Source organism: Thiohalorhabdus sp., assembly GCF_036628635.1.
In the GTDB taxonomy this organism is placed as follows: domain Bacteria; phylum Pseudomonadota; class Gammaproteobacteria; order Thiohalorhabdales; family Thiohalorhabdaceae; genus Thiohalorhabdus.
Genome location: NZ_JAZKRM010000030.1, coordinates 1 through 25,843, shown reverse-complemented (window position 1 = coordinate 25,843; position 25,843 = coordinate 1). Strand labels below are relative to the sequence as shown.

Here is a 25,843-nt window from a genome sequence, read left to right as displayed (position 1 = left end):
GAATACTTCTTCCTCAAAATTCAGGCCGCCTTTCCCGGAAATCCGCGATGAACCATAAAAAAGCCCGGACGGCAGGCCGTCCGGGCTTCCATCCCGGGGCTGGGGACCGGTTGCAAAGGGACCCCGGGACGCGATCCCATGAAAGGGATCCGGCGATGGGCGGGGCATTACCCAAATGGTGCGCAACACCTTATTGCTTGCGGCGCCTCCCGCCCATCCCCTTGCCAGCAGAAGGACCCGAAGATCCCTCTACCCGCCTTTGACCGTAAAGAGCCGGGATGGTTTTCGGGAAAACCTTGCGTAGGAACCAAAAAAGACCGGCGGTTTCCGCCGGTTTTTTGCGTATCGGAGCAGCCTGGGGAGGGTTTAGCTCGACTGGTTCTTGCGCTGCTGGCGCCGGGCTTCCGCCAGCCGTTCGCCCAGGCCTCGATCCTTGGCGACCTTGGCGCGCTGCTTGGAAAGGTTGGGCGCTACCAGCGGGTAGTCCTTATCCAGGCCATAGGCCTCGCGGTACTGCTGCGGCGTCATGCCATGGGCATTGTTCAGGTGGCGCTTGAGGGTCTTAAAAGCCTTACCGCACACCAGACAATTTATGGTGTCTTTGCCGATAGCCTTCTGCGGCGACATGATCGGTTCATGCTTTTGGGAGCCACCCTCTGCTTCACCCGCGGTGCCTTCCTCGGGAGCAGGTAGCTGCGTCTCCGCGTCCATTTTGAGAAGGGTGTTGTAAGACTCATTCAAAAGCTGAACAACTTCGTCAGCCGATTCCGCATTCGCGGCGTAGTTTGCGGCAATCTGGGCGGCTAGTTCACGGGTTCCCAAAGGTGAGCTCCTTATTTGAATATGAGGGTTCAGGATTCTACTAATGTAGATTGGTATCTTTCAAATTAGTTTCTGAATCGGTACGAGTAAAGAGAAAAATTCTAGCCTTTTCCTCCAAAACTGATAGGCGTGATCGCTCTTTCCCCACTCCCGTCCTTTCCTGTGCCGTAAAGTCCGGCCCTTGTGTCAGGCCCGGATGCCGTTACCCGTGCGGATGCCGGAAAAGGAGACCGTTAGGGCCCTCTTGATCCCGGGTGACAGGGGATTAATCCCACAAAAAAATTTGTGGGATTAATCCCCTAATCGAGGTGCAGGATTTTCCGCCTCGCCCCGATTCGGCTTGCGCTTACGGGGCAAGGCAATCCCGGAGGAGGGTGATATGGCATCCGCCAAACGCGAAGTGCTGGACAACATTCCCCTCGTCGTTGTTGCTGCCATGGCGGTGATGGGGCTGGTGAGCTTCTTTTCGGTGATCTTTAGCTAGAGCGTCCGGCCCCAAGCCGTTCTGCATCGCTCCCACCGCTGACTGGCGTCGTCCCCCTCCCCGACAAGTGGGTGGCGGGGCGTTTTTGCGCCGTTGGCAGCCTGGGCTTTTCCAGAGCCAGTCAGTGATCCGGTTGGTACATCCGTCATGCCTGAGCCTGGCCCTGGCCATGGGTCCGGTTTTGACCGAGCCGGGGTCGGTTGGCTCAGTCCCTCAGCCTCGTTAGGACAGGGTCGGCCAAGCCGACAAGCGCATTCCCGGAAACCCGGCCCTTGCTTGTTCCTAGCATGACGGTAGGGGGTAACGTCGGAGGCGGGCTGGGTTAGCCGGTGTCGGAGACGTCCGTCTCGACGATGATGCGGGCTTCGGGGTGGGCCTTCTGGATCTCGGCCAGCGCCTCCAGGGCCTGCCCGAAATCGTTAAACACGGGGGAAAGGGCTTCGGCGAAGGTGCGCTCGCCGTCAGTCGAAGGGTGGTCAATGCCCACCCAATAGCGAACGGGGATCTCTTGCGATGGTGCCAACCAGGCCTCCTGGTTGAGGGGGGGAGGCCAACCGTCCCGATGCATCGGCCCACCCCCGAGCGGGTGAAGAATGCGGAAACCGCCCCCGAAAGGGGGCGGTATCCGTTGGGCCGCCTATACGGCCCTATCGCAGACAGTGACCAAGGTCGGCTTACGAGAACGGGGACTCCTCGAAAGCGCGGTGGTTCCATTCCCGCCAGGCACCCTCGGCGCCCAGTCCCATGGGGCCGAAGGCATCGCAAGTGTCGCAGGCGATGGCCGCGTAGCCCTCGTCGATGTCCATCACCTCCAGTTCGGTTCCGCCGCAGAAGGGGCAGGGCTTCGGCGCTTCGGTCATGGATTGCTCCTGTCGGTGATGGCATCTTGGGCGGGTGGTCCGACCGAGGTCAGCAAGGTTGTCGGCCGGCCTGGCCAGCGACCGCGACGGTTTAAAGCAGTTTCTCGGTGTGGTTGCGGTCGTAGCGCAGGCCCTTCCCCGCGAGGCGTGCGCCGGGATGGACGGCGTGACTTTGCCGGCGTCCCGACCCCATAATATGAGATACGGGCTCCCCGCGCACGATTTCCAGATAATCGGCGATCAGGGAGCGGTGGCAGCGGAGCGGCTCCGCCTCGGCGCACATGATCGAGGTTGCCCCTGCCGCCCCGGCGAGGAGCCTGTCCACAGCCTCGCTGAAGGCGTTATCTTCCATGTGCCGGGCATAGGCCCGGAACCCGGAGCGCTTCAGGGCGGGATGGCGCTCGTCGTCCGCCGGGTGCCCCTTCCGGCGTCCGCCGAAGGCCTTGCCCGCCCAGCTGTAGGCGATCCCCGCCTCGGCCAGGCCTGTCTCCAGGCGGGAGCGGTCGTACCAGGGAAAGCGGCTTGAGGCCGGATGGCTGCGCACGTCGACGACCTGATCGATCCCCGCCTGCCGGAGCAGCGCGAGGAAATCCGCGTACCGACGGTTGCTGTGACCGATGGTCCACATGCCGGCCCTAGCCCTTTGTCCAAATCGTTTTTTCACTCCCCACCCAGAACGGATAGCCTGCAGCCATGGATACTGTCGATCTTAAGCAGCCCGAGCTCTACACCAATCGGCTGCTGTCTCTACTGGAGTTCAACGACCGGGTCCTGGATCAGGCCAAGGACGAGGCCGTGCCCCTGCTGGAGCGGCTCAAGTTCCTGTGTATCGCCTCCACCAACATGGACGAATTCTTCGAGGTCCGCGTCGCCGGCCTCAAGCAGCGCATCGACTTGGGGGTCACCCAGGTGGGGCCGGACAACCGTACCCCTGAGGAAGTCATGAACGCGGTTGCCGAGCGGGGCCACGAGCTGGTGGCAGAGCAATACCGCGTCCTCAATGAGGTGCTGACCCCCGCCCTGGACGCCGAGGGCATCCGCTTCATCCGGCGCCCCCGCTGGTCCACGGCGCAATGGGAATGGCTGTGGCGGTATTTCGAGGACCAATTGCTGCCGGTGCTATCGCCCCTGGGCCTGGATCCCGCTCACCCCTTCCCCCGCATCCTCAACAAATCCCTGAACTTCATCGTGGATCTGGAGGGCCGCGACGCCTTCGGGCGCAGCGGTGGGGTGGCGGTGGTCCAGGCGCCGCGTGCGCTGCCGCGGCTGATCCAGCTGCCGCCGGAGGAGACGGGTAGCGGGCCCAATGACTTCGTGTTCTTGTCGTCGGTCATCCACGCCTTCGTGGACGAGCTGTTCCCCGGCATGACCGTCAACGGCTGCTACCAGTTCCGGGCCACGCGCAATTCCGACCTGTTCGTGGACGAAGAGGAGATCGACGATCTGCGTCGGGCACTGGAGGGCGAGCTGCCCCAGCGTCGCTACGGCGCCGTGGTGCGCCTGGAGGTGGCCGACAACTGCCCCGATGACATGGCCGACTACCTCCTCGAGGAGTTCGGCCTTGGCCGCGAGGACTTCTACCGCGTCAACGGTCCCGTCAACCTCAACCGTCTTCTCGCCATTCCGGATCTGGTGGACCGCCCCGATCTCAAGTACAGCGGCTTTACCTCGGGGCTGCCGGCATCGGTGGTCTACCCCTCGGACCTGTTCGGGATCCTGCGGGAGCGCGACGTCCTCCTCCACCATCCGTTCCAGTCCTTCACCCCGGTGGTGGACTTCCTGCGCCAGGCCGCTGGCGATCCCAATGTCCTGGCCATCAAGCAGACCCTCTACCGCACCGGCCCCGAATCGGCGGTGGTGGATGCCCTGGTGCAGGCTGCGCGCGCCGGCAAGGAGGTCACCGTGGTGGTGGAGCTGCGCGCCCGGTTCGACGAGGAAGCCAATATCGCCCTGGCCAATCGCCTGCAGGAGGCGGGGGCCCACGTGGTCTACGGCGTGGTGGGCTACAAGACCCACGCCAAGATGATCCTGGTGGTCCGCCGGGAAGCGGACCAGCTGCGCAACTACGTCCATCTGGGCACGGGCAATTACCACCCGCGCACGGCCCGGCTTTACACCGACTACGGCCTGTTCACCGCCGATCCCGAGGTGGGCGAGGACGTCCGCAAGGTCTTTCTGCAGCTGACAAGCCTGGGCCGGGCCTCGGACCTCCAGACCCTGCTGCAGGCGCCTTTCACCCTGCACGCCGCCATGGTCGAAAAGGTCGAGCGGGAAGCCGACAGCGCCCGGGCCGGGCGGCCGGCGCGCATCATTGCCAAGGTCAACTCGCTGGTGGAGCCCAAGCTTATCCGGGCCCTGTACGCCGCCTCCATTGCTGGCGTAGAGATCGATCTGGTGGTGCGCGGCATGTGCTGCCTTCGCCCCGGGATTACCGGGGTCTCCGACAATATCCGGGTGCGCTCGGTGGTGGGCCGGTTCTTGGAGCACACCCGCCTGTATTATTTCAGCAACGCCGGGGCGGGGGAGCTTTACGGCTCCAGCGCCGACTGGATGGAGCGCAACTTCTTCCGGCGAGTCGAGGTGGCTTTCCCCATCCGCGACCCCGAGCTGTACCGGCGCATGCTGCGTGAGCTCGATCTCTACCTGCGGGACAACACCCAAGCCTGGGTGCTGACGTCGGAGGGCAGCTATCATCGCCTTCAGCCGGGGGAGGGCGAGGAGCCGGTTTCGGCCCAGGAGACCCTGCTCGCGGAGCTGGCCGAGGCGTACTAGCCGCTCATCCGAAGGGGACCCCCGCGGGGCCGTGGCGGGCGCAGGGAGCGGCCTCCCCGCCGCGATGCTTAACCCCAATCGGCGAGGGGTCGCGGCGGGGAAACCGCTCCTTGAGGGCTGCGCTTTAGGTGCTTTTGCCGTTTCTACCCGAAGGTTCTAACCGAAGGCCAGCGTAAAATCGTCCCCCGCCAGGCGCTCCGCCTCCTCCTCCAGGTCGGCGCGGGTCAGGGGATGGGCGTCCAGCCAGCCCTCCGGGAAGGCCAGGTCCAGGCGGTCCCCACGGGCGGTCAGGCGAGTCTCGGGGAGAGGCTCCGGGCTGCGGCCCCGGTGAAGCACCACGCCCAGGCGCATTAGAACCGCCAGACGGCGGGCGGGAACCCGCCAGCGGGCGGGCAGGCCCGCGAAGGCCTTGTCGCTGAACTTGCGCCGGTGGCTGCGCACCAGCGCCGCCAGAAGCTCCTGTTCCTGGCGGGTGAAGCCCAGGAGGTCGGCGTTGGCCACGATGTAGGCGCCGTGCTTGTGGTAGCTGCTGTGGGCGATGTCCAGTCCGATCTCGTGCAGCTGGGCGGCCCAGTGCAGATAGGGTTGGGCCCACTCAGTGGGTAGCGCCCAGCCCGGGGCCGCTTGCTCCAGGGCGTAAACGGCGGTGGCTGCCACCCGCTCGGCGTGGCCCTCGTCGGTGTGGAAGCGACGGGCCAGCGCGGGAACGCTGTTCTCGCGCACGTCCTCATGGCGGATGCGGCCCACCAGGTCGTGTAACAGGCCCTCGCGCAGGGCGCCTTCTGCCGTAGGCATGCGCTCGATGCCCAGGGCCTCGAAAGTGGCGCGCAGGATGGCCACGCCCCCGGGGAAGACGGGGGCGCGGTCGGCCCCCAGGCCCTTGAGCTTTTCCAGCTTGCCCACCTTGCCCAGGTCCACCATGGTGGCGGTCATGCGCTCCAGGGCCTCGGGGGTTAGGCTGCCCTCGCTCCAGCCGCCCGCCTCGGCGACCTTGGCCGCCGCCCGGATGGTGCCCGACGCGCCCACCGCCTCGTCCCACCCCAGGTTCCGGAATGCCTGCTCGTGGGGCTCCAGCTCCTGGCGGACGGCGATCTCGGCGCGACGGAAGGCCTTAGTGGTGAGCTTGCCGTCCGGGAAATGGGCCTGTGTGAGCGAGACGCAGCCCATGTACAGGCTTTCCATGCGGGTCGGCGTGTAGCCCTGGCCGATGACCAGCTCGGTGGAGCCGCCGCCGATGTCCATCACCAGGCGGCGGTCGTCTGGGGCTACCGCCATGCTGTGGGCGACGCCCAGATAGATGAGCCGCGCCTCCTCGACCCCCGAGACCACCTCGATGGAGTGGCCCAGGGCGAGCTCGGCGCGAGCCAAGAAATCCTCCGAGCCGCGGGCGCTGCGCAGAGTATTGGTGCCCACGGCGCGCACCCGCTCGGGTGGCAGCTCGCGCAGGCGCTGGCCGAAACGCTCCAGACAGGCCAGGGCCCTTTCTTGAGTGGCCGAATCGAGGGTGCGGTCCGGGCGCAGGCCGCCGGCCAACCGCACCATCTCCTTCAGGCGATCCACCATCTGCAGCTCGCCCGGGCCCAGCTGGGCCAGGATCAGATGGAAGCTATTGGAGCCGAGATCAACGGCGGCAACGGTTTGATAGGCTTGCTCTGACACGTTCGCCTCTTGCTGGGGGCGGCTGTCCTTGGCGGCGGTCGTCCTTTGTTACTCTTGAGCCATCCTCAACCAATCTGGAAGCCGACCATGAAAAACCGATTCTTGCAGACCACTGCCGCAGCCCTCACCGCTTTGGCCCTGGTGGCCTGCACCACCACTAATCCCTATACCGGCGAGGAGCAGACCAGCAAGGCCACCAGCGGCGCCGCCATTGGCGCCGCCACCGGCGCCGTCGCCGGCATGCTGACCGGCAGCCGCAGCGCCGAGCGGGCCCTGATCGGCGCCGGCATCGGGGCCCTCGCTGGGGGCGCCGTGGGCGGCTACATGGACCGCCAGGAGGCCGAACTGCGGCGCAAGCTGGAAGGCACCGGGGTCAGCGTTACCCGCCACGGGGATAACATTACCCTCAACATGCCGGGCAATGTCACCTTCGCCACGGACAGCTCTGACCTCAATCCCCGCTTCTTCGAGGTGCTGGACTCGGTGGCCCTCGTCCTTGAGGAATACCCGAAGACCGTGGTCCACGTAAACGGCTTCACCGACAGCACCGGACCCGACGACTACAACCAGGCCCTTTCCGAGCGCCGTGCCGAGTCGGTGGCGGCCTATCTGCGCTCCCAGGGGCTCCGCTCCGAGCGCCTTGTCACCCAGGGCTTCGGCGAGCGCCATCCGGTGGCGAGCAACGAGACCGCCGAGGGGCGCAAGCAGAACCGCCGCGTGGAGCTGACCCTGGAGCCCGTTACCCAGAGCTGAAAGGGCATCAGGGCCGCAGATATCGCGCCAGCCGGGCCACCCCTTCCTCTAGGCGATCGAGATTGGTGGTGTAGGCAAAGCGGACATGGGCCCCGGCCCGATGCCGGCCGAAGTCAATGCCCGGTGTCAGGGCCACGCCAGCCCCCTCCAGAACCCGCTCGGCGAATGCAAAGCTGTCGTCGCTGAAGGCCCCGGCATCGGCGTAAAGGTAGAAAGCGCCGCGGGGAGTCCCGGGAATGCGAAAGCCCAGCTCCCGCAGTGCGGGAAGCAAAAAGTCCCGGCGCTGCTGGAAGGCTTGGCGGCGCTGCTCGAGGATGGCCCGGGTGTCGTCGCCGAAGGCGGCCAGGGCGGCGTGCTGGGCCGGTGTCGGGGGGGCCAGGAAGATGTTGCCCGCCAGCTTGTCCAGCTCCCGCACGTAGGCCTCGGGTGCTACCACCCAGCCCAGGCGCCACCCGGTCATGCCGAAGAACTTGGAGAAGCTGTTGACCACGAAGGCCTCGTCCGTTTCGCCCAGGGCGGTAGGCGCCTCGCCCTCATAGACCAGGCCCTGATAGATCTCATCCACGATCAGGCGGCCGCCGCGCTGGGCCGTGGCTCCGGCCAGGGCGCGCAGGTCCTCCCCGGTAGCCAGGGTTCCCGTGGGATTGGATGGCGAGCCGACCATGGCCGCTACCGTACGCTCGTCCCAGTGGCTCGCCAGGTGCTGGGGGGTCAGCTGGTAATCGCTGGTGGCGTCCACCGGCACCGGGATCCCTTCGCCCTCGACCAGGCGGACGAAATTGGGGTTGCACGGATAGCCGGGATCCGGGAGCAGTACGCGGTTGCCGGGGTCCACCACCACCCCCATGATGAGCTGCAGGGCCCCGGAAGCCCCTGGGGTTAGTATGATCCGCTCGGGGGGTACGTTAACCCCGTGGCGGTCGGCGTAATAGCCGCTGATAGCCTCGCGCAGCTGGGGCAGCCCGGCCGCCGGCGTATAATGGGTGTGGCCTGCGGCGAGCGCTTGCTGACCCGCGCGCACCACCGGTTCCGGGGTGGGGAAGTCGGGCTCGCCCACCTCCATGTGCACGATGTCCCGTCCCGCTGCCTCCAGGGCCTGGGCCCGGGCGAGCAGGTCCATGACGTGAAAGGGGGCGATTTCGGCCATCCGGCGGGCAATGCGGGGCGTTCGTTCCATGCGCTCGAGGGTAGCATGGGTTCCTGTCGCCACGAATCGATCCGGTATCTCCATGGCTCCCGAGTCCCCCGCCGATGACTGGGTAACCGACTTCGCCCGCGTCGTGGCGGCCGCCGGGGGACGGGCCCTGGAGGCTGGCGGGGCGGTTCGGGACCGGCTCCTGGAACGTGCCCCCAAGGACACGGATCTGGAGGTCTACGGCCTGTCCGCGGCCGAGCTGGAGGTGGTAATCGCTCGCTTCGGCCCGGTGCGCAAGGTCGGGGCCCGGCTGGGCGTGTATGTGCTCGAGGGGGTGGAGATCGCCTTGCCGCAAGCCTCGGGCGGGGTGGAGGATCCGGCTCTGACCCCCGAGGCCGCCAGCCGCCGCCGGGACCTTACCGTCAACGCCCTGCTGCGCGACCCCCTCACTGACGACATACTGGACTTCCACGGCGGCCGCGCCGATCTCGCCCGGCGGCGGCTGCGCATGGTGGATGGCGCTACCTTCTCCGAGGACCCCCTGCGCATCCTGCGCGTGGTTCGCCTGCACGCCGAGCTGGAGTTCGCCATCGATCCTGCCACCGCGGCCCTCTGTCGGCGGCTGGCCCTGGCCGGTGTGGCCTGGGAGCGCATCGGTCAGGAAATGGAGCGCTGGCTAGTGGGCGCCCGCCGGCCGGAACGGGGCATGGACGCCCTGATCGACACCGGCGCCGAGCGCCACTTCCCCCACTTGGCCCGGCTCCTGGGCTGCCCGGCAAGTGGCGCCACCGATGCCTGGGGCCTTACCCGCGCCACCCTGGCGGCCGCAGCCGATGCGCGGGTGGGGTCAAGGGAGCGGGATTGGCCGCTCATGCTTGCCGCCCTGGTGGCGGCATTGGGCCGCCCCGATGTTACACGGTGGGCGGGTCGGCGGCTGCTGGCCCGGGGCCACACCCGGGCCGCAGCCGCCAGGGTGGCCCTCTTCCTGCACGGTGTGGACCGCAGCCGCGATCGCGCCCAAGCGGTCACCGCCCTGGTTCGGGAGCAGGACGCCGTTGGCGCCTTGGACGCATCAGGGGCGGACCGGCCCGCCTACCGCCGCCTGGCCCGCCGGCTGGACACTGACCTCCTGCTGCGGCTAGCCCGAGCCCGCCATCAGGCCGAGCACGGTTCCCCCCCGGCCTTTCCCGCCGGCGACCGGGCCGAGGCCATCTGGCGGTCGGAAGACCTGCTCGGCAAGGCCCCTCAGCCCCTGCTCCAGGGCCGCGACCTGGTAGCGCTGGGCATCGAGGCGGGGCCAGAGATGGGGGACTGGCTGGAGCGGGCCTTCCAGGCCCAGCTGGATGGCGCGTTCAGCGACCGGGAAGGGGGAGTGGCCTGGGTGCGTAGCAGGCTCTCCGGAGGATAACCGCCAAGGTCGCCAAGAACGCGAAGGCCATCATGCGGATGGCCAAGGGGGGTAGGAGCGGCGTGGGCCGCGACACACCCAGTGCTCCCCGCCAGGTCGGGGCTTACGCCCCTCCTACAGAAGCCTTCAGCACCCGCCTGATTTGGGTGTTCCGGGCGTTGTTGGCGGTTCAGTGGTTTGCCTGCGCCGCCTAATCGGACCCCCCGAACAGCTCCTGGTCCACCAGCATGCACAGGGCGTGCAGGATGAGGATGTGGACCTCCTGGATACGGGCCGTAACCCGGGATTCAACCCGGATGAGCTGATCCTGCCCGGGCCGGACCAGCTCGGTTAGCTGACCTCCGTCGCCTCCGGTGAGGATGACCAGGTCGAGCCCCCGTTCCTGGGCTGCCCCGGCAACGCGGGTGATGTTGGCCGACTGGCCCGAGGTGGAGATCACCAGGAGCAGATCCCCGCTGTTGCCCAGCGCTTGGACCTCCTTGGTGTAGATCTCTTCGAAGGCGTAGTCGTTGGCGGTCGCGGTCATGGTCACTGCGTTGGTACCCAGGGCGACGGCGGGCAGGGGCGGGCGCTCGATCTCGAAGCGGTTAACCAGCTCGCCCACGAAATGCTGGGCATCCGCCGCCGAGCCGCCGTTGCCGCAGGCCAGGATCTTTTTCCCGGCTAGCAAAGCATCGCTGATCCGCCGGCCCGCCTCGGCCACGTCCGGGCCGAGCTCGTCGCCGCAGCGCTGCTTGAGCTCGGCGCTCTCCCGGAACAGGCGCCGGACGCGCTCGGCGGGATGGGGGGGCTGTTCGGCCATGTCAGCTCCAGAATCCGGTTTCAAAAGGGCGGAAGGCATCGGCGATCCAGCGCAGGCCGTCGCCATCCATCGCCACCACGTCGAACCGGCAGGCGCGCTTGCCGTGCTCGGGGTGACTGGTCAAAAAGGCCTCGGCAGCCTGCGCCAGTCGCCGGCGCTTGCGGTGATCCACCGTGTCCTCCGGACGGCCGTAGCCGGTATCGCTGCGGGCGCGCACCTCCACGAAGACCAGACGCTCGCCTTCCAGGGTAATCAGGTCCACTTCGCCGCCGCGGGTGCGGTAGTTGCGGACCAGGCAACGGTGGCGGCCCTTGCGCTTGAGGTGCTTGAGGGCCCGCTCCTCGGCGGCGTCGCCCGTCCGTTGGGCCGGGGTGCGGCTCATCCGCCGGAGCCGGAGGTAAGCATCCCCGGCAGCGGGATGATGTTGCCGTAGCTATACTCCGCCCAGCGCAAGCGTCGCTGCACCCGGCCATCCTGGGTGACGGTCAGGTGCCCGGTGCTGGCCTCCAGCCGGATCCGGCTTAGGGCCTCCGTCATGGGCTCGTCGAGCAGCAGAGCCCGTCGCCAGGCCCCGACCATGAGGGCGTAGGCATCAAAGCCCAGGGCGTTGAGGCGCTCCAGACCGGCGGGCTGGTCCGGATAGCTGTCGGCCAGGGCTTGCGCCGCCTCGCGGTGCTCGGGCCGGGGCTGGAGGAACCAGGGCAGCTGCAGGAAACGGATGCCGTCCAGGTCGCGGCGGTCGGAGCGGCTGTCGCCTGGGTTGTTTACGTGGCTGGAGGCCAGCACCGGCAGGTCCCCGGCCGCGTAGAACGCCAGCTGCGGCTTGATCAGCCGGGCATGGGGCGTCTCCGCGGGGAGGAACAGGAATTCCAGGTCATCCTGGCGGGGTGGCTTATCGTATTCGGGCAGGTCTTCATCCAGGGTAGCGGCAAGCCGCTTGCGGCGCTGGGTGACCCCGTCCAGGTCCAGCAAGGCCTGGATGGCGTCCGAGTGGTCGGTCTGGTCGGGGTCGAAGGCGCGCATGGCATGGGTGGTGCCGCCGAGCTCCCGCCAGCGCTCCTGGAAGGCCCCCACCATGCGTCCGCCCCAATCGGTGTCCGGATACAGAACCCCAGCCCGGCGGTATCCGTTCCGGTAGGCGCGCTCGGCTACCTGCCGGGCCTCCTGCTCGGGGTCCAGGCCGAACTGGAAAAGGTTGGCCGCGGCCGCCGACCAGTCTCGGGTGGTGTTGAGGATCAGGGTCGGCGGCAGGCTCTTGGGGGCGCTCTCGGTGAGGGCCTCGGCGCCGGTGGGCGTCAGCGGGCCGATGACCGCCTCGTAGTCACCGTCACGGATCTCGGCCAGGGCCCGCTCCAGGCCCTGGGTGTCACCGCCGGTGTCGTAGATGGCCACCTGGATGCCTGCCGCTGCCTCGCCTTCCTCCGTCGCCTGAGGGCCTTGATCCCCGGTGGCCGGGCCGTGGTCGCTCTGGTAATAGGCGGCAAGGGTGCCGCGAAGCAGGGCCTCGGCCACCGGCCGATAGTTGGAGTCCAGGGGCAGCAGCACGGCGAGGCGCAGCGGGGCTTCCTGGACCCGCTTCAGACGCTGGCGCACAATAGCCGCCAATTCGTGGCCCGAATGGGCCTGGAGCCAGTCCTGCAGCTCTCCGCGCGTGGCCATCAGTGGTTGGCGGGCGGCCCGGCGCATGATCTGCTCGAAGGCGAGGTAGCCGCTGGGGAAGCGATCGCCCAGCGCCTCACTCCGCTGCGCCAGCACCTTTTCCGGCATGGCCCTAAGCAGGTAACGGATTCGGGCTACATTGGCCTCGCTCCGATCGCCGCGCAGCAAGCGATGGCGCTCGACCAGGGCGTCGAAAGCCTCGCCAGGGCGGCCCTGGGCGAGGGCCGATTGGGCGCGGTAGTCCAGTGCCTCCTCGCGAATGGTGTCGGGTACCGCGGCCAGATCGCCGGTGCGTTCCACCAGGCCTTGAAGGATGCGGTCGGCGGCGGCATACCGCTGGTGACGCAGGTGAATACGGGCGCGCAGGAGGGCGGCGGCGTCGGCGCGCTCGGTGTCCTCAAGCGCTTCCAGAGCCCTCAGTGCGTCGGTATCGCGCCCCGCCAGGGCTAGCATCCGGCCCTGGTGGAACCGCCGGCGGGCGGCTTTGTCACCGCTGGCTTGGTCGGCCTGCTCCGCATAGGCGTCCGCGGCCTCGGCAAACCGGCCGGCGGCCTCGAGGGCCTCGGGGCCTTTGGGGGCCTCGGTGGGCTCCGGCTTGGGCTCCGGTTCGGGCTCGGGCCCGGGCGCGCAACCGCTCACGGCCAATGTCAGGGCGACGAGGAGCAGGGTCGGACGCGGGCAGTGGCGAAATGGCAAGCGGGCCCCCTTAACGAGGCAGGCATGAGCGAATCGAGTTCGGGTATTTTATACGTGGTCGGTACGCCCATCGGCAACCGCGGTGACCTGACCTCCAGGGCCCTGGAAACCCTGACCACCGTGGCGGCGATTGTAGCGGAGGACACCCGCCATGTGCAGCGCCTCCTCGCCGATGGTCCCGGCACCCGAGCCGAGCGCATCTCGCTGAATGCCCACAACGAGAACGAGCGCATTCCCACGCTTATGCGTCGGCTGGCGGCCGGCGATTCGTTGGCGATGGTCAGTGACGCCGGCGTGCCGGCCATCTCCGACCCCGGCGGGCGCCTGGTGGCGGCAGCGCACGGCGACGGCCTGCCGGTGCGCGCCGTACCGGGGCCGAGCGCGGTGACGGCAGCGCTATCCGTGGCCGGCCTACCTGCCAATCGCTTCGCCTTCGAGGGCTTCCTGCCCACCAAGGGTGAGGCCCGTCGGGCCCGGTTGCGGGCAATCGCCCGCGACCCGCGCACGGTGGTCCTGTTCGAATCGCCCCGCCGCATCGCCGGTCTCCTCGCCGCCCTTGCCGGGGCCTGCGGCGGCGATCGGGAGGCCATGGTCAGCCGCGAGCTGACCAAGCGCTTCGAGACCAATCGACGGGGGACCCTTGCGGAGCTCGCGGACCACTTCCAAGCCACCGCCGGCGAACAGCGCGGTGAGCTCACGGTCTGTGTGGCTGGCAGTCCGGAGCCGGAGGCGGAGGTGGAGACGGCCCTGAACAGTGACGCCCTTTTGAGGGCCTTGCTGGCCGAGCTGTCTCCGAGCCGGGCGGCCCGAGTAGCTGCCCGAGCCACTGGCGGGCGCAAGAACGATCTGTACCAGCGCGCCCTGGAGCTCAGCGGGAGTTAGGTCAGGCCGCCGCCCCATCACGGGGCTGAAACCAAAAGGGCGCCCCGCGGGCGCCCCGATTCCACTCCAGGCGAGGCCGGTTCCTAGTCCGCGGTGACTTTGAGCCTTTGCGCCACTCGCTGCTTCATCAGGTAGCGGTGGGCGCCCTCGGCGGCCTCGCGTCCATCCTGAATGGCCCACACGATGAGGCTGGCGCCGCGGTACATGTCCCCTGCCGAGAATACCCCCGGAACGCTGGTCATGCGGGTTGCCGGATCGGCGGTGGCGTTGCCGCGCTTGTCCAGCTCCACGCCCAGGCCCTCCAGCAGCGGATTGGTATGGGGACCGGCGAAGCCGATGGCCAGCAGCACCAGGTCGGCGTCCAGGACGAAGTCGCCGTCGGGCTCCTCGATCAGCTCCCGGCTGCCGTCGGGACGGCGCTGGGCGGATTTCACCTTGACGGCGTGGGCCTTGCGCACGTGGCCGGATTCGTCGCCCTCGAAGGTCTTGATGTAGACCTTCCACAGGCGCTCGCAGCCCTCGTCGTGGGAGGTGGAGTCCATGCGCTTGTAAGGCCACTCGGGCCAGGGGGTCTTGTCTGAGCGCTCCTCGGGCGGCTCCGGATGGATGTTGATCTGATTGACGCTGGCCGCGCCCTGTCGGATCGAGGTACCCACACAGTCGGCGCCGGTATCGCCGCCGCCTATGATGACCACGTGCTTGCCCTCCGCCGAGATGCGCTCGTCCTCGGCAATGCTGTCCCCGGCGTTGATCCGGTTCTGCTGGGTGAGGAAGGGCATGGCGTAATGCACGCCCTCCAGATCCCGACCGGGGACGTCATGGTCGCGGGGCACCTCGGCGCCGCCGGAAAGGATCACGGCGTCGTAGCGCGCGCGCAGCTCCTCCGCGGTGATGTCCTCGCCGACGTTTACCCCGGTACGCAAGGTGACGCCCTCGGCTTCCATCTGCTCCATGCGCCGGTCAATGCGGAACTTGGCCATCTTGAAATCGGGGATGCCGTAGCGCAGCAGACCGCCGATGCGGTCGGCCTTCTCCAGCACCGTTACGGCGTGGCCCCAGCGCGCCATCTGCTGGGCGGCTGCCAGACCGGCCGGGCCGGAGCCCACCACCGCCACCGAGAGTCCCGTGTCGGGGGCGGGGGCCACCGGCTCCACCCAGCCCTCGTCGAAGCCGCGCTCGATGATGTTGCGCTCGATGTTCTTGATGGTGACCGGGGCGTTCTCCACCAGGTCCAGGGTGCAGGCGGACTCGCACGGCGCCGGGCACAGCCAGCCGGTGAACTCGGGGAAGTTGTTGGTCTCGTGCAGCCGGCCCAGGGCCTCGTACCACTGCCCGTGGTAGACCAGGTCGTTCCACTCGGGGATCAGGTTGTCCACGGGGCAGCCGGTGTCGGTCTGGCAGTAGGGGATGCCGCAGTCCATGCAGCGGGCGCCCTGCTCGGCCAGCTCCGAATCGGTCTGCTCCTGGTAGAGCTCGCGGAAGTCGCCCCGGCGCACCTCCGGCGGCCTCGCCACGGCGCCGTGGCGGGGGAATTTTATGAAGCCGTCGATCTGACCCATGGGCAAACCTCCGTGAGAGGGTTGTTGGGGTTGGGGCGGCTTGGGGGCGCGGGGCCGGCGGCCCCGCGCCCGCTAGGCCGTCTCGGTCCGCTGCTGCGCGCCGCGCCTGCGCTGCTCCATTACCCGCCGGTACTCGGTGGGGATGACCTTGGCGAACCGCGGCCGGTAACTGTGCCACTGATCGAGGATACGCTGACCCTTGGGCGAGCCGGTATGCGCCACGTGGCGCTCGATCATCTCGCGCAGGGTGTCGGCGTCCTCGTCGTCGAGGGTCTCCAGCTCCACCAGGCCGCGGTTGAGGCGTTGCTCGAAGCGCTCGTCCTCGTCCAGCACGTAGGCGACGCCGCCGCTCATGCCGGCGGCGAAGTTGCGCCCGGTGGCGCCGATGATGACGACCACGCCCCCGGTCATGTACTCGCAGCCGTGGGCGCCGCAGCCTTCGGCCACCGCGGAGGCCCCGGAGTTGCGGACGGCGAAGCGCTCGCCCACCACACCGTGAATGAAGACCTCGCCGCCGGTGGCGCCGTACAGGAGCACGTTGCCGGCGATAATATTGGCTCCCGGATCGAGCTGGGAGTTCTCCGGCTGACGCACTACGAGGCGCCCGCCCGACATGGACTTGCCCATGTAGTCGTTGGCATCACCCTCGAGGGTCAGACTCATGCCGTTGTGGCAAAAGGCCCCGAAGCTCTGACCGGCGGTGCCCGTAAAGCGGATCTGGATGGTGTCCTCCGGCAGACCCTCAGCGCCGAAGCGCTTGGCCACCTCCCCGGCGAGCATGGTGCCGGTTGTCCGGTTGCGGTTGCGGATCTCGGAGACGAACTCCACCGGCGTGGCGTTGGCCAGGGCCGGCTGGGCCCGCTCCATGAGCTCGCGATCGAGGATGTCGTCGATGGCGTGCTTCTGGTTGCGGACCTTGTGCAAGGGCTCATCGTGGTGATCCATGCGCGTCAGCAGCGGCGACAGGTCGATGTCGCCGGCCTTGGGGAAGGCGGCGGTGTCGCGCTGGAATAGCATCTCGGTGTGGCCGATGAGCGCGTCCATGGTGCGGAAGCCCAGCTCGGCCATGTAGGTGCGCACCTCCTCCGCCACCATCCGGAAGAAGTTGATGATGTCCTCGGGCTTGCCGGTGAACTTCTTGCGCAGGTAGGGATCCTGCGTCGCCACGCCCACCGGGCAGGTATTGAGGTGGCACTTGCGCATCATGATGCAGCCCTCCGCCACCAGGGCGGTGGTGCCGAAGGCGTACTCCTCGGCGCCCAGCAGGGCCGCGATCAGGACGTCCCGGCCGTTGAGCATGTTGCCGTCGGTCTGCAGCACCACCCGATCGCGCAGCTGGTTGGCCACAAGCGCCTGCTGGGTCTCGGCGACGCCGATCTCCCACGGCATGCCCGCGTGCTTGATGGAGGTGTTGGGGCTGGCGCCGGTGCCGCCGGCGTGGCCGGCAACGGTGATGACGTCTGCCTTGGCCTTGGCAACCCCCGCCGCAACGGTTCCCACGCCGGCCTTGGCCACCAGCTTCACCGACACGTTGGCGTCGGGGTTGACGTTCTTCAGGTCGAAGATGAGCTGGGCCAGGTCCTCGATGGAATAGATGTCGTGGTGCGGCGGCGGGGAGATCAGCGGCACTCCCGGGGTGGAGTGGCGCACTCGGGCGATGCTCTCGTCCACCTTGTGGCCCGGCAGCTGCCCGCCCTCCCCGGGCTTGGCGCCCTGGGCGATCTTGATCTGGAGCTCGTCGGCGTTGACCGCGTAATGGGTGGTTACACCGAAGCGCCCGGAGGCGATCTGCTTGATGGCCGAGCGGGCCAGGTCGCCGTTGGGGTAGGGCTTGAACCGCACCGGGTCCTCGCCGCCCTCGCCGGAGTTGGAGCGGCCGCCGATCCGGTTCATGGCGATGGCCAGGTTCTCGTGGGCCTCGCGCGAGATGGAGCCGAAGGACATGGCGCCGGTGGTGAAGCGCTTCATGATGGCCTCGGCCGACTCCACCTCCTCCAGCGGGATGGCCCGCGGCCCCAGGTGCTCGTCCGGGGCGGGCTCGGCCTCGTACCAGGTGTCGTCACCCGCCTCCTCGACGGCCTCCACCGGGTGGCCCTCCGCCTCGTTGGCCAGAAGGAACAGCCCGCGCAGGGCGCCGCCCTTGACGCGGTTGTCGTTCACCGCCTGGGAGTAGCGCTGGTAAAGCTCCCAATCGTTGGTGCCCACCGCCCGCTGCAGCAGGCTGATGGTGGTGGGGTTCCAGCTGTGGCGCTCGCCCGTGGTGCGCCAGTGGTAGAAGCCGCCGTCGTCCAGGGTCAGATCGGATGTGTGCGGTGTGTGGTAGGCGTAGCCGTGGCGGAGCATGGCATCCTTGCCGATCTCGCGCACGCCGGCACCGCCGATCTGGGTCACGGTGCCGCGGAAGTGCTTGTCGACGAAGGCCTGGGACAGGCCTACCGCCTCGAAGATCTGGGCCCCGCAGTAGCTCTGCAGGGTGGAGATGCCCATCTTGGAAAAGATCTTGAACAGGCCCTTGCCCACCGCCTTGATGTAGTGGTGGTGGACGGTGTCGCGGTCCATTTCGGTCTCGATCATGCCGCGCTCGAGCATGTCGTCGAGGGTCTCGAAGGCCAGGTAGGGATAAACCGCGCCCGCGCCGTAGCCGATGAGCAGGGCGTAGTGGGCCACCTCGCGGGCCTCGCCGGTCTCCACCACCAGCGAGGTCCGGGTGCGCAGACCGACCCGGATCAGGTGGTGGTGGACAGCGCCCGTGGCCAGCAGGCTGGGGATGGGGGCCCGGCCGTGGCTGGCGGCCCGGTCGGACAGCACCAGTACCGTGGCGCCGTCTTCCACCGCCCGCTCGGCGTCGCTGCACAGCTGTTCCAAGGCCGGCTCTAGGCCGTCCGGGCCGTCGCTGGCCGGGAAGGTGGCCTCCAGAAACTCGGTGCGGCAGGCCACATCGTCGCAGAAGCGCAGCTTGTCCAGGTCGGTGGCGGTCAGCAGGGGCTGCTTGAGCTCGATGCGGCGCGCCTGGCCCGGGGTCTGGTTGAGGATGTTGCCCTCGGCGCCCAGGTAGGAAACCAGCGACATCACCTGCTCTTCACGGATGGGGTCGATGGGTGGATTGGTCACCTGGGCGAAGAACTGCTTGAAGTAGTCGAACAGCAGCCGGGGCCGTTCGGACAGCACTGCCAGCGGGGTATCGTCGCCCATGGAGCCGACGCTCTCGGCGCCGGTGGTGGCCATGGGCTTGAGGAGCATATTGAGCTCCTCGAAGGTGTAGCCGAAGACGCGCTGCATCTCGCGCAGGGGGCGGTGGTCGTCGCGCTCCGGGCCCTTGGGCAGCGGCATCTCATCCAGGCGCAGGAGGTTGTCGGCGACCCAGTCCTGGTAAGGCGCCTGGCCCACCACCTCCTGCTTGAGCTCCAGGTCCGGGACGATGGCGCCGCGCTCGGTGTCGACCATGAAGATCTTGCCCGGATGGAGGCGCTCCTTGAGCACGATCTTCTCCTCCGGGATGGGCAGCACGCCCACCTCGGAGGCCATGACCACCATGTCGTCGTCGGTGACCACGTAGCGCGCCGGGCGCAGGCCGTTGCGGTCCAGGGTGGCGCCGATGCGGCTGCCGTCGGTGAAGGCCACGGCGGCGGGTCCGTCCCACGGCTCCATCAGGGTGGCGTGGTACTCGTAGAAGGCCTTGAGGTCGTCGGGCATGAACGGGTCGGTGCTCCACGCCTCGGGGATGAGCATCATCATGACGTGGGGCAAAGACCGGCCCGCCGCGGTGAACAGCTCGATGGCGGCGTCCAGGCTGGCGGAGTCGGACAGGCCTTCCTCGATGGTGGGGAAGAGCTTGGCCAGGTCCTCGCCGAAGGCCTCCGAGGCCATGGCCGCCTCGCGCGCCCGCAGCATGTAGTGGTTGCCCTGGATGGTATTGATCTCGCCGTTGTGGGCGATCATCCGGAAGGGCTGGGCCAGCGGCCAGGTGGGATGGGTGTTGGTGGAAAAGCGCTGGTGCACCAGGGCAAGCGCCGAGGTCATGGCCTCGTCGGTCAGATCCGGATAGAACGCTGGCACCTGCTCGGCCAGCAGCAGGCCCTTGTAGATCAGGGTCTTCGCCGACAGGCTCGGGATGTAGAAATAGTCGGCGTACTCGGGGTGCTCGTCGGAGACCTTGTGCTCGACGCGCTTGCGGATCACCAGCAGCTTACGCTCGAAGGCGCCGCCGTCGGTGGCGTCCCCGCGGCCGATGAAAACCTGGCGAATGGTGGGCAGCACCCCGCGGGCGATGTCGCCGATCTTCTCCGGATGGACGGCAACCTCGCGCCAGCCCAGCACCTGCTGGCCCTCCCCGGCGATGACTCGCTCCAGGGTGGCCATGACCTCGCGGGCCGCGGTGTCGTCGCGCGGCAGGAAGACCAGCCCGGTGCCGTAGTCGTCGGGATCTTCCGGCAGGGTAATGCCGTTGGCCCGGGCCGTCTTGGCCAGGAAGGCGTGCGGCTTCTGGATGAGGATGCCGGCGCCGTCGCCGGTGTAGGCGTCGGCACCCACCGCGCCGCGGTGGGTCAGGTTCTGAAGGATTTCCAGGCCCTGGGCCACGATCTGGTGGCTGGCACGGCCCTTCATGTCCGCGACGAAGCCGACGCCGCAGTTATCCCGGTGGGCGCCGGGCCGGTAGAGGCCCGGGTTATGGGGAATGGTCGTGGTCCGATCCGAATGTGGCGCCATGGGTAGGGTTCTCCGCTATTGGCCCCCGCCCGGGTCGGTCTGGGGGTAGCTCTGGGCAAGGCCCAGGTCTGGAACGGCGTGGGCAGGCGCCCGCGCGCCGGAGTAGGCGCACCCGGGCCGCCGTGCCCGGGCACGGGCTCATTCACCACGGTTTTGGTCGCAAACCTCGGTAACGGTAACGCCTGCCCTAAGCTGGCGCCGATGCCAGGGGGGGCAGGCGACACGCGCGTCCGCGCGTTAAGGGCCACGCACGGGCAAGCCGGCAGCGCGGGCCGTCGGCCAGTGTTCGCAACGGAAGTCGAGCCTTGAAAGGCTAGCGTTTTCCGCCGTCGGCGACAACCCGACTCCGGCGGCCCGGCCCTTGCGGGCCCGATCCGGTGTGCCGGATCCTGAGGCTTGGATACCCCGTCGTGTGGCGTAGTTTCAGCCCCGGGTGAGCAAGTTTCCTCCGAGCGGCGTGCGGAAACCCCGGGTGTGGGCCGCTTTTCCCCATGCCCCAGGCATTGAAAATCCCAGCTCCGTCCCCATCTAGTACCCAGGCCGACAAGTTTTCCACAGGCCGCCGGTCGGTCTGCGGGTGCAAAGTGCCCCGCTCACCCTCCCGGAGAGGGCCGGAATGGGGGTCCCATTCCCGCCTTTTCCGAGTCCCGTGCCGCAAGCGGGGACACCCAGCCGGCGGTCGGCGCAGTCCAGCCAAGCGGAGGCAGCATTCATGCGCACCGACAAGCTAACCACCAAGTTCCAGCAGGCGCTCCAGGACGCCCAGTCCCTGGCTCTGCAGAACGACAACCAGCAGGTAGAGCCGGTCCACCTGCTGTGCGCCATGCTCGATGCCGAGGGCGGCTCTACCCGCTCCGTGCTGGCCAAGGCCGGGGTCATGGTGGACCGGCTGCGATCCGCTTGCGGCCGCGAGATCGACAAGCTGCCCCAGATCAGCGGCGGTGAGCCCGGGGAGGTCTACGTCTCCCGGGAGCTGGCCAATCTCCTCAACGCCGCCGACAAGGCCGCCAGCAAGCGCGGCGACTCCTACATCGCCTCCGAGCACTTCCTGCTCGCCCTGACCGACGACAAGGGCGCCGCCGGCCAGGCCCTGCGCGACGCCGGCGGCGACAAGCAGGCGCTGGAGAAGGCCATCGAGGAGGTCACCGGCGGCGAGACGGTGGACGATCCCAACGCCGAGGACCAGCGCGAGGCCCTGGAGAAGTACACCATCGACCTCACCGAGCGGGCCCAGCAGGGCAAGCTCGACCCGGTGATCGGGCGCGACGACGAGATCCGCCGCACCACCCAGGTCCTGGCCCGGCGCACCAAGAACAACCCCGTCCTGATCGGCGAGGCCGGGGTGGGCAAGACCGCCATCGCCGAGGGCCTGGCCCAGCGCATCGTTAACCACGAGGTGCCCGAAGGGCTGCGCGACAAGCGCATCCTGTCGCTGGACATGGGCAGCCTCATGGCCGGGGCCAAATACCGCGGCGACTTCGAGGAGCGCATGAAGGCCGTCATACAGGAGATCGAGAAGGAGGAGGGCCAGATCATCCTGTTCATTGACGAGATCCACACCATGGTGGGCGCCGGCAAGGCCGAGGGCTCCATGGACGCCGGCAACATGTTAAAGCCCGCCCTTGCCCGCGGCGAGCTGCACTGCATCGGCGCCACCACCCTCGACGAGTACCGCGAGACCATCGAGAAGGACGCCGCCCTGGAGCGGCGCTTCCAGAAGGTCATGGTGGACGAGCCCTCGGAGGAGGACACCGTCGCCATCCTGCGCGGGCTCAAGGAGAAGTACGAGGTCCACCACGGCGTGCGCATCACCGACCCGGCCATCGTCGCCGCGTCCAAGCTGTCGCACCGCTACATCACCGACCGCAAGCTGCCCGACAAGGCCATCGACCTCATCGACGAGGCAGCCTCTCGCCTGCGCATGGAGATCGACTCCAAGCCGGAGGAGATCGACGAGATCGAGCGCCATCTGACCCAGCTCAAGATCGAGCGGGAGGCGCTCAAGAAGGAGTCCGACGAGGCCTCCCGGAAGCGCCTGGCCGACCTGGAGACCACCATCGCCGAGCAGGAGGCCCGGCTGGGCGAGATTGCCGGCGAATGGGAGAAGGAAAAGGGCGCCATCGAGGAGCATCAGCACGCCAAGGAGGAGCTAGAGCGCGCCAAGGCCGAGATGCAGCAGGCCCAGCGCGCCGGTGACCTCAATCGCGTGGCCGAGATCCAGTACGGCAAGATCCCGGAGCTGGAGAAGAAGGTTGAGCAGACCTCCGACGCGCCCCACGAGATGTTGTCCGAGGAGGTCACCGAGGAGGAGATCGCCGACGTCGTCTCCCGCTGGACCGGCATCCCGGTGTCCCGGATGCTCGAGGGCGAGCGCGAGAAGCTGCTCAAGATGGAGGACCGGCTGCACGACCGCGTGGTGGGCCAGGACCAGGCCGTGGAATCGGTGGCCGACGCTATCCGCCGGTCGCGCTCGGGGCTGTCCGATCCCAACCGGCCCATCGGCAGCTTCCTGTTCCTCGGTCCCACCGGTGTGGGCAAGACCGAGCTGTCCAAGGCCCTCGCGCAGTTCCTGTTCGACTCCGAGGAAGCCCTGGTGCGCATCGACATGTCCGAGTACATGGAGAAGCACTCGGTGGCCCGGCTCATCGGCGCCCCGCCCGGGTACGTCGGCTACGAGGAGGGCGGCTACCTCACCGAGACCGTGCGGCGCCGTCCGTATTCGGTGATCCTGCTCGACGAGATCGAGAAGGCGCACCCGGACGTGTTCAACATCCTGCTGCAGGTGCTCGATGACGGCCGCCTCACCGACGGCCATGGCCGCACCGTGGACTTCCGCAACACGGTGCTGATCATGACCTCCAACCTGGGCTCGGACCGCATCGTTTCCATGCAGGGCAGCTCCCAGGAAGAGGTCCGCGACGCCGTCATGGAGGTGGTGCGCAACGAGATGCGGCCCGAGTTCCTCAACCGGGTCGACGAGACCATCGTCTTCCAGCAGCTCGACCAGGACCAGATCACCGAGATCGTGCGCTTCCAGTCCGGCTACCTGCGCGATCGCGTGCGGGACAAGGACATGGACCTCACCATCTCCGAGGACGCCCTGGCCAAGGTCGCCGAGGCCGGCTTCGACCCGGTTTACGGTGCCCGCCCGCTCAAGCGGGTGCTGCAGCAGCGGGTGGAGAACCCGCTGGCCAAGGAGATCCTGGCCGGCAATTTCCACCCCGGCGACCTCATCGAGGTGGACGTGGAAGGCGGCGAATTCCTCTTCCGGCGCCAGGAAGGCGCCTACGAGGCGGCCGCCTCCGCCTGAGGGCCCGCGACATCGACGCATAAAAGCCGCCCCGCCTCTAAACCGGGTTCAGGGCTCTGCCCATGAGCCGTAACCCTAGGGTTTAGTGGCGGGGCGGCCTTTTTTTCCTCGACGTCATAGCGGGCGGGCCGCCCGCCTGCCTATTGTTTCTCGAAATACAGCGAGAATTGCACAGGCACCGCGGGGCTGATGGAGGGCAGACCGGCGATCGCGCGCAGCTTCTCCACCCCCCGGGCCAGTTCGAAGGCTCCGGCATTAATCACCAGAGGCCGCGCATTGGCGACCTGGAGGGTGCCATCCGCCAGACGGGTCACGGTCAGCGCGGTATCCACCCTCTGCCGGTTGCCGTGGAGCTCGAGCTCGGCGGTGGCGTCCAGCAGCGTCTGCTCCCCCGGCTTGAGGTCGGTCACGCGCTGCTCGGCCACGGCAACCGTAATAGCCGCGGAGGGGTAGGTGTCCACCTCGAACAGCTTCTCGCGCATGCGCTTGTCACGGATGTCGATGCCGGTCTCGAGGCTGGCGAGGTCGATGGCCAGCTGGGCCTGCCCCTTGGCGTACTTGCCGGAAAGGCGGTCGAAATGGTGGGTCTCCGCCACCTCGTTCTTCTTGATCGACAGGAAATACAGCGACGAGCGCTCGCCGTCGAGCTGCCACTCGGCGGCGGCCGTTGGCAGGCTCACGATGGCAAGCAGGAAAAGGCTGATAAGCCGGAACATGGGTGCGACCCCCCTTTGTTAGCAATGGGCTCGAAGGTACGCCCAGCCCATTCTATGCCCCACTGGCGTGCCGCAGGCAAGCGGCTCAGGTGGAGGGGTCGTGGTGCTCGCAGGCGATGACGGTGTTCTGCAGCAGGGTGACCACCGTCATGGGGCCGACGCCGCCGGGGACAGGGGTGATCCAGGCCGCGCGGTCGCGGGCGTCTTCGAAGTCGACGTCGCCCACCAGGCGGTTGTCGGGCATGCGGTTCATGCCCACGTCGATGACCGTCGCGCCCTCCTTGACCCATTCACCGGGGACCAGGCCCGGCTTGCCAACCGCCACCACCAGCAGGTCGGCGTGGCTGACGTAGGCTTCCAGGTCCAGGGTGAAGCGGTGACAGACCGTGGTGGTGGCACCGGCCAGCAGCAGTTCCATGGCCATGGGCCGGCCCACGTGGTTGGAGGCCCCAACCACGGTGGCGTCCCAGCCCTTGGGATCGATGGCGTAGTGCTCCAATAGGGTGATGATGCCGCGCGGGGTGCAGGCGTGAAACAGCGGGTTGCGCTGGACCAGGCGGCCCACGTTGTAGGGATGGAAGCCGTCCACATCCTTGCCCGGGTCCATGGCCTCGATCACCGCCGAAGCGTCGATGTGGGCCGGCAGGGGCAATTGGACCAGGATACCGTCCACCTCGGGGTCGGCGTTGAGGCTGGCCACCAGCGACAGCAGCTCCTCCTGGCTGACGCTGTCGGGCAGGTCGTAGGAGAACGACCGGATCCCGGTCTTGTCACAGGCGGTGCGCTTGTTGCGGACGTAGACCTGGGAGGCGGGATCCTGGCCCACCAGCACCACCGCCAGCCCGGGGGCGCGGTAGCCCCGACGGACACGATCCGCCACCAGCGCCGCCAGGTTGTCGCGGACCTCGCCGCTAACGGCCTTGCCGTCGATCAGTTGGGCAGCCATCGGCCCCTCTTTTTGCGCGGGCGGGTGATTCCTGCCCGACCCGAACGGGGGATCGAGGCCGGGGCGAGAAAGCGCCAAATACTGCCACGAAAGGCATTGTGGCGCAAAGCGCGGGCCTTGACGAGGCCCGGGTCCCGGGGTAGGATTTTTGGCCCTGTCGGTGGCCCGCCGCCGCTTGGGCGCAGCCTCGCTGCTGGTGAGAGCGGCGGGATCCAGACTGGCGAATGGCGCTTCGCGCCGACCCGAATTTTGCTAGAATGGCCGCGCCGATTGGGGAAGCGCTAAAGCGCCTCCCTTAGCCAATCTGGATCGGCGAAACTGAGCCGGGGTATCCGCTTCGCGTTTCCCCGTGCACTTTTAGATCGGCGAAACTGAGCCGGGGTCGCCGCCTTCGGCGCCGCCCCGAGCCAATCTGGATCGGCGAAACTGAGTTCGGGGTATCCGCTTCGCGTTTCCCCGTGTACTTTTAGATCGGCGAAACTGAGCCGGGGTCGCCGCCTTCGGCGCCGCCCCGAGCCAATCTGGATCGGCGAAACTGAGTTCGGGGTGTGGCGCAGTCTGGTAGCGCACCTGCTTTGGGAGCAGGGTGTCGGAGGTTCAAATCCTCTCACCCCGACCAATTAAGGTTCCCTAAATGGCCCGGGGCGGCGCCGTAAGGCGGTGACCCCGACCA

Annotated in this window: 18 protein-coding genes and 1 tRNA gene; 6 read left to right on the top strand and 13 right to left on the bottom strand. The window is 67.9% G+C overall.

The genetic code is table 11. The features are described from left to right. Nucleotides 1–366: 366 nt before the first annotated feature. The 4 genes from V5A19_RS10080 to V5A19_RS10065 form a co-directional block, all read right to left on the bottom strand. Nucleotides 367–822, bottom strand: coding sequence for a MucR family transcriptional regulator (locus V5A19_RS10080; RefSeq protein WP_332319099.1), 456 nt, complete (start codon nt 820–822; stop codon nt 367–369). A gap of 806 nt (nt 823–1,628) precedes the next feature. Continuing rightward, nucleotides 1,629–1,829: a hypothetical protein gene (locus V5A19_RS10075; protein WP_332319100.1), complete on the bottom strand. Its 201-nt coding sequence runs from the start codon at nt 1,827–1,829 to the stop codon at nt 1,629–1,631. 151 nt (nt 1,830–1,980) lie between these two features. Next, on the bottom strand, nt 1,981–2,166 hold the full coding sequence (locus V5A19_RS10070) for a Lar family restriction alleviation protein (RefSeq protein ID WP_332319101.1): 186 nt from the start codon (nt 2,164–2,166) through the stop codon (nt 1,981–1,983). Nucleotides 2,167–2,257: 91 nt separating this feature from the next. Beyond that, complete coding sequence (locus V5A19_RS10065) at nt 2,258–2,794, bottom strand: DUF488 domain-containing protein (RefSeq protein WP_332319102.1); 537 nt, start codon at nt 2,792–2,794, stop codon at nt 2,258–2,260. A 65-nt stretch (nt 2,795–2,859) separates the two neighbouring features. On the opposite strand from V5A19_RS10065, the gene ppk1 reads away from it, so the two are divergent. After that, nucleotides 2,860–4,938, top strand: coding sequence for a polyphosphate kinase 1 (gene ppk1, locus V5A19_RS10060; protein ID WP_332319103.1), 2,079 nt, complete (start codon nt 2,860–2,862; stop codon nt 4,936–4,938). Nucleotides 4,939–5,094: 156 nt separating this feature from the next. Here the strand turns inward: ppk1 and ppx are convergent, their stop codons facing one another. Then, nucleotides 5,095–6,597 (bottom strand): exopolyphosphatase, encoded by a 1,503-nt coding sequence (ppx, locus tag V5A19_RS10055; RefSeq protein WP_332319104.1) that lies wholly within the window; start codon nt 6,595–6,597, stop codon nt 5,095–5,097. Between the two features lie 87 nt (nt 6,598–6,684). On the opposite strand from ppx, the gene V5A19_RS10050 reads away from it, so the two are divergent. Continuing rightward, on the top strand, nt 6,685–7,350 hold the full coding sequence (locus tag V5A19_RS10050; RefSeq protein ID WP_332319105.1) for an OmpA family protein: 666 nt from the start codon (nt 6,685–6,687) through the stop codon (nt 7,348–7,350). Between the two features lie 7 nt (nt 7,351–7,357). Here the strand turns inward: V5A19_RS10050 and V5A19_RS10045 are convergent, their stop codons facing one another. Further along, nucleotides 7,358–8,527, bottom strand: a complete 1,170-nt coding sequence (locus V5A19_RS10045; RefSeq protein WP_443081444.1) for a pyridoxal phosphate-dependent aminotransferase — start codon at nt 8,525–8,527, stop codon at nt 7,358–7,360. A gap of 52 nt (nt 8,528–8,579) precedes the next feature. Between V5A19_RS10045 and V5A19_RS10040 the strand changes: the two genes are divergently transcribed. Beyond that, nucleotides 8,580–9,893 carry a hypothetical protein gene (locus V5A19_RS10040; RefSeq protein ID WP_332319107.1) on the top strand — a complete coding sequence of 438 codons (1,314 nt, stop codon included), beginning with the start codon at nt 8,580–8,582 and terminating at the stop codon, nt 9,891–9,893. Between the two features lie 190 nt (nt 9,894–10,083). Here V5A19_RS10040 and V5A19_RS10035 read toward each other — a convergent pair whose 3' ends face one another. Genes V5A19_RS10035 through V5A19_RS10025 form a run of 3 tightly spaced genes read right to left on the bottom strand, consistent with a single transcriptional unit; the run spans nt 10,084 to nt 13,050 of the window. Continuing rightward, the gene (locus V5A19_RS10035) at nt 10,084–10,695 is read right to left on the bottom strand and encodes a D-sedoheptulose-7-phosphate isomerase (RefSeq protein WP_332319108.1); all 612 of its coding nucleotides are present in this window, start codon (nt 10,693–10,695) and stop codon (nt 10,084–10,086) included. Nucleotide 10,696: 1 nt separating this feature from the next. Further along, complete coding sequence (locus V5A19_RS10030) at nt 10,697–11,077, bottom strand: YraN family protein (RefSeq protein WP_332319109.1); 381 nt, start codon at nt 11,075–11,077, stop codon at nt 10,697–10,699. Further along, nucleotides 11,074–13,050, bottom strand: a complete 1,977-nt coding sequence (locus V5A19_RS10025) for a penicillin-binding protein activator (protein WP_332319110.1) — start codon at nt 13,048–13,050, stop codon at nt 11,074–11,076. The genes V5A19_RS10030 and V5A19_RS10025 overlap by 4 nt, the downstream gene beginning before the upstream one ends. 24 nt (nt 13,051–13,074) lie before the next feature. Here V5A19_RS10025 and rsmI point away from each other — a divergent pair, with 24 nt between their 5' ends. After that, nucleotides 13,075–13,932, top strand: coding sequence for a 16S rRNA (cytidine(1402)-2'-O)-methyltransferase (rsmI, locus tag V5A19_RS10020; RefSeq protein WP_332319111.1), 858 nt, complete (start codon nt 13,075–13,077; stop codon nt 13,930–13,932). A gap of 83 nt (nt 13,933–14,015) precedes the next feature. On the opposite strand, the gene V5A19_RS10015 is transcribed toward rsmI, so the two are convergent. Both V5A19_RS10015 and V5A19_RS10010 read right to left on the bottom strand, forming a co-directional pair. Continuing rightward, nucleotides 14,016–15,491 carry a glutamate synthase subunit beta gene (locus tag V5A19_RS10015; RefSeq protein ID WP_332319112.1) on the bottom strand — a complete coding sequence of 492 codons (1,476 nt, stop codon included), beginning with the start codon at nt 15,489–15,491 and terminating at the stop codon, nt 14,016–14,018. Between the two features lie 72 nt (nt 15,492–15,563). Beyond that, on the bottom strand, nt 15,564–20,198 hold the full coding sequence (locus tag V5A19_RS10010; RefSeq protein ID WP_332319113.1) for a glutamate synthase-related protein: 4,635 nt from the start codon (nt 20,196–20,198) through the stop codon (nt 15,564–15,566). 712 nt (nt 20,199–20,910) lie between these two features. Here V5A19_RS10010 and clpB point away from each other — a divergent pair. Further along, a complete protein-coding gene (gene clpB, locus V5A19_RS10005; protein ID WP_332319114.1) occupies nt 20,911–23,508 on the top strand; it encodes an ATP-dependent chaperone ClpB in 2,598 nt (865 codons plus the stop codon). Nucleotides 23,509–23,648: 140 nt separating this feature from the next. Here the strand turns inward: clpB and V5A19_RS10000 are convergent, their stop codons facing one another. Together V5A19_RS10000 and folD are read right to left on the bottom strand one after the other, a co-directional pair. After that, nucleotides 23,649–24,224, bottom strand: coding sequence for a YceI family protein (locus V5A19_RS10000; protein WP_332319115.1), 576 nt, complete (start codon nt 24,222–24,224; stop codon nt 23,649–23,651). A gap of 85 nt (nt 24,225–24,309) precedes the next feature. Continuing rightward, complete coding sequence (folD, locus tag V5A19_RS09995) at nt 24,310–25,170, bottom strand: bifunctional methylenetetrahydrofolate dehydrogenase/methenyltetrahydrofolate cyclohydrolase FolD (protein WP_332319116.1); 861 nt, start codon at nt 25,168–25,170, stop codon at nt 24,310–24,312. A gap of 542 nt (nt 25,171–25,712) precedes the next feature. Between folD and V5A19_RS09990 the strand changes: the two genes are divergently transcribed. Next, nucleotides 25,713–25,789: transfer RNA gene (locus V5A19_RS09990), tRNA-Pro, on the top strand. Nucleotides 25,790–25,843 lie beyond the last annotated feature (54 nt).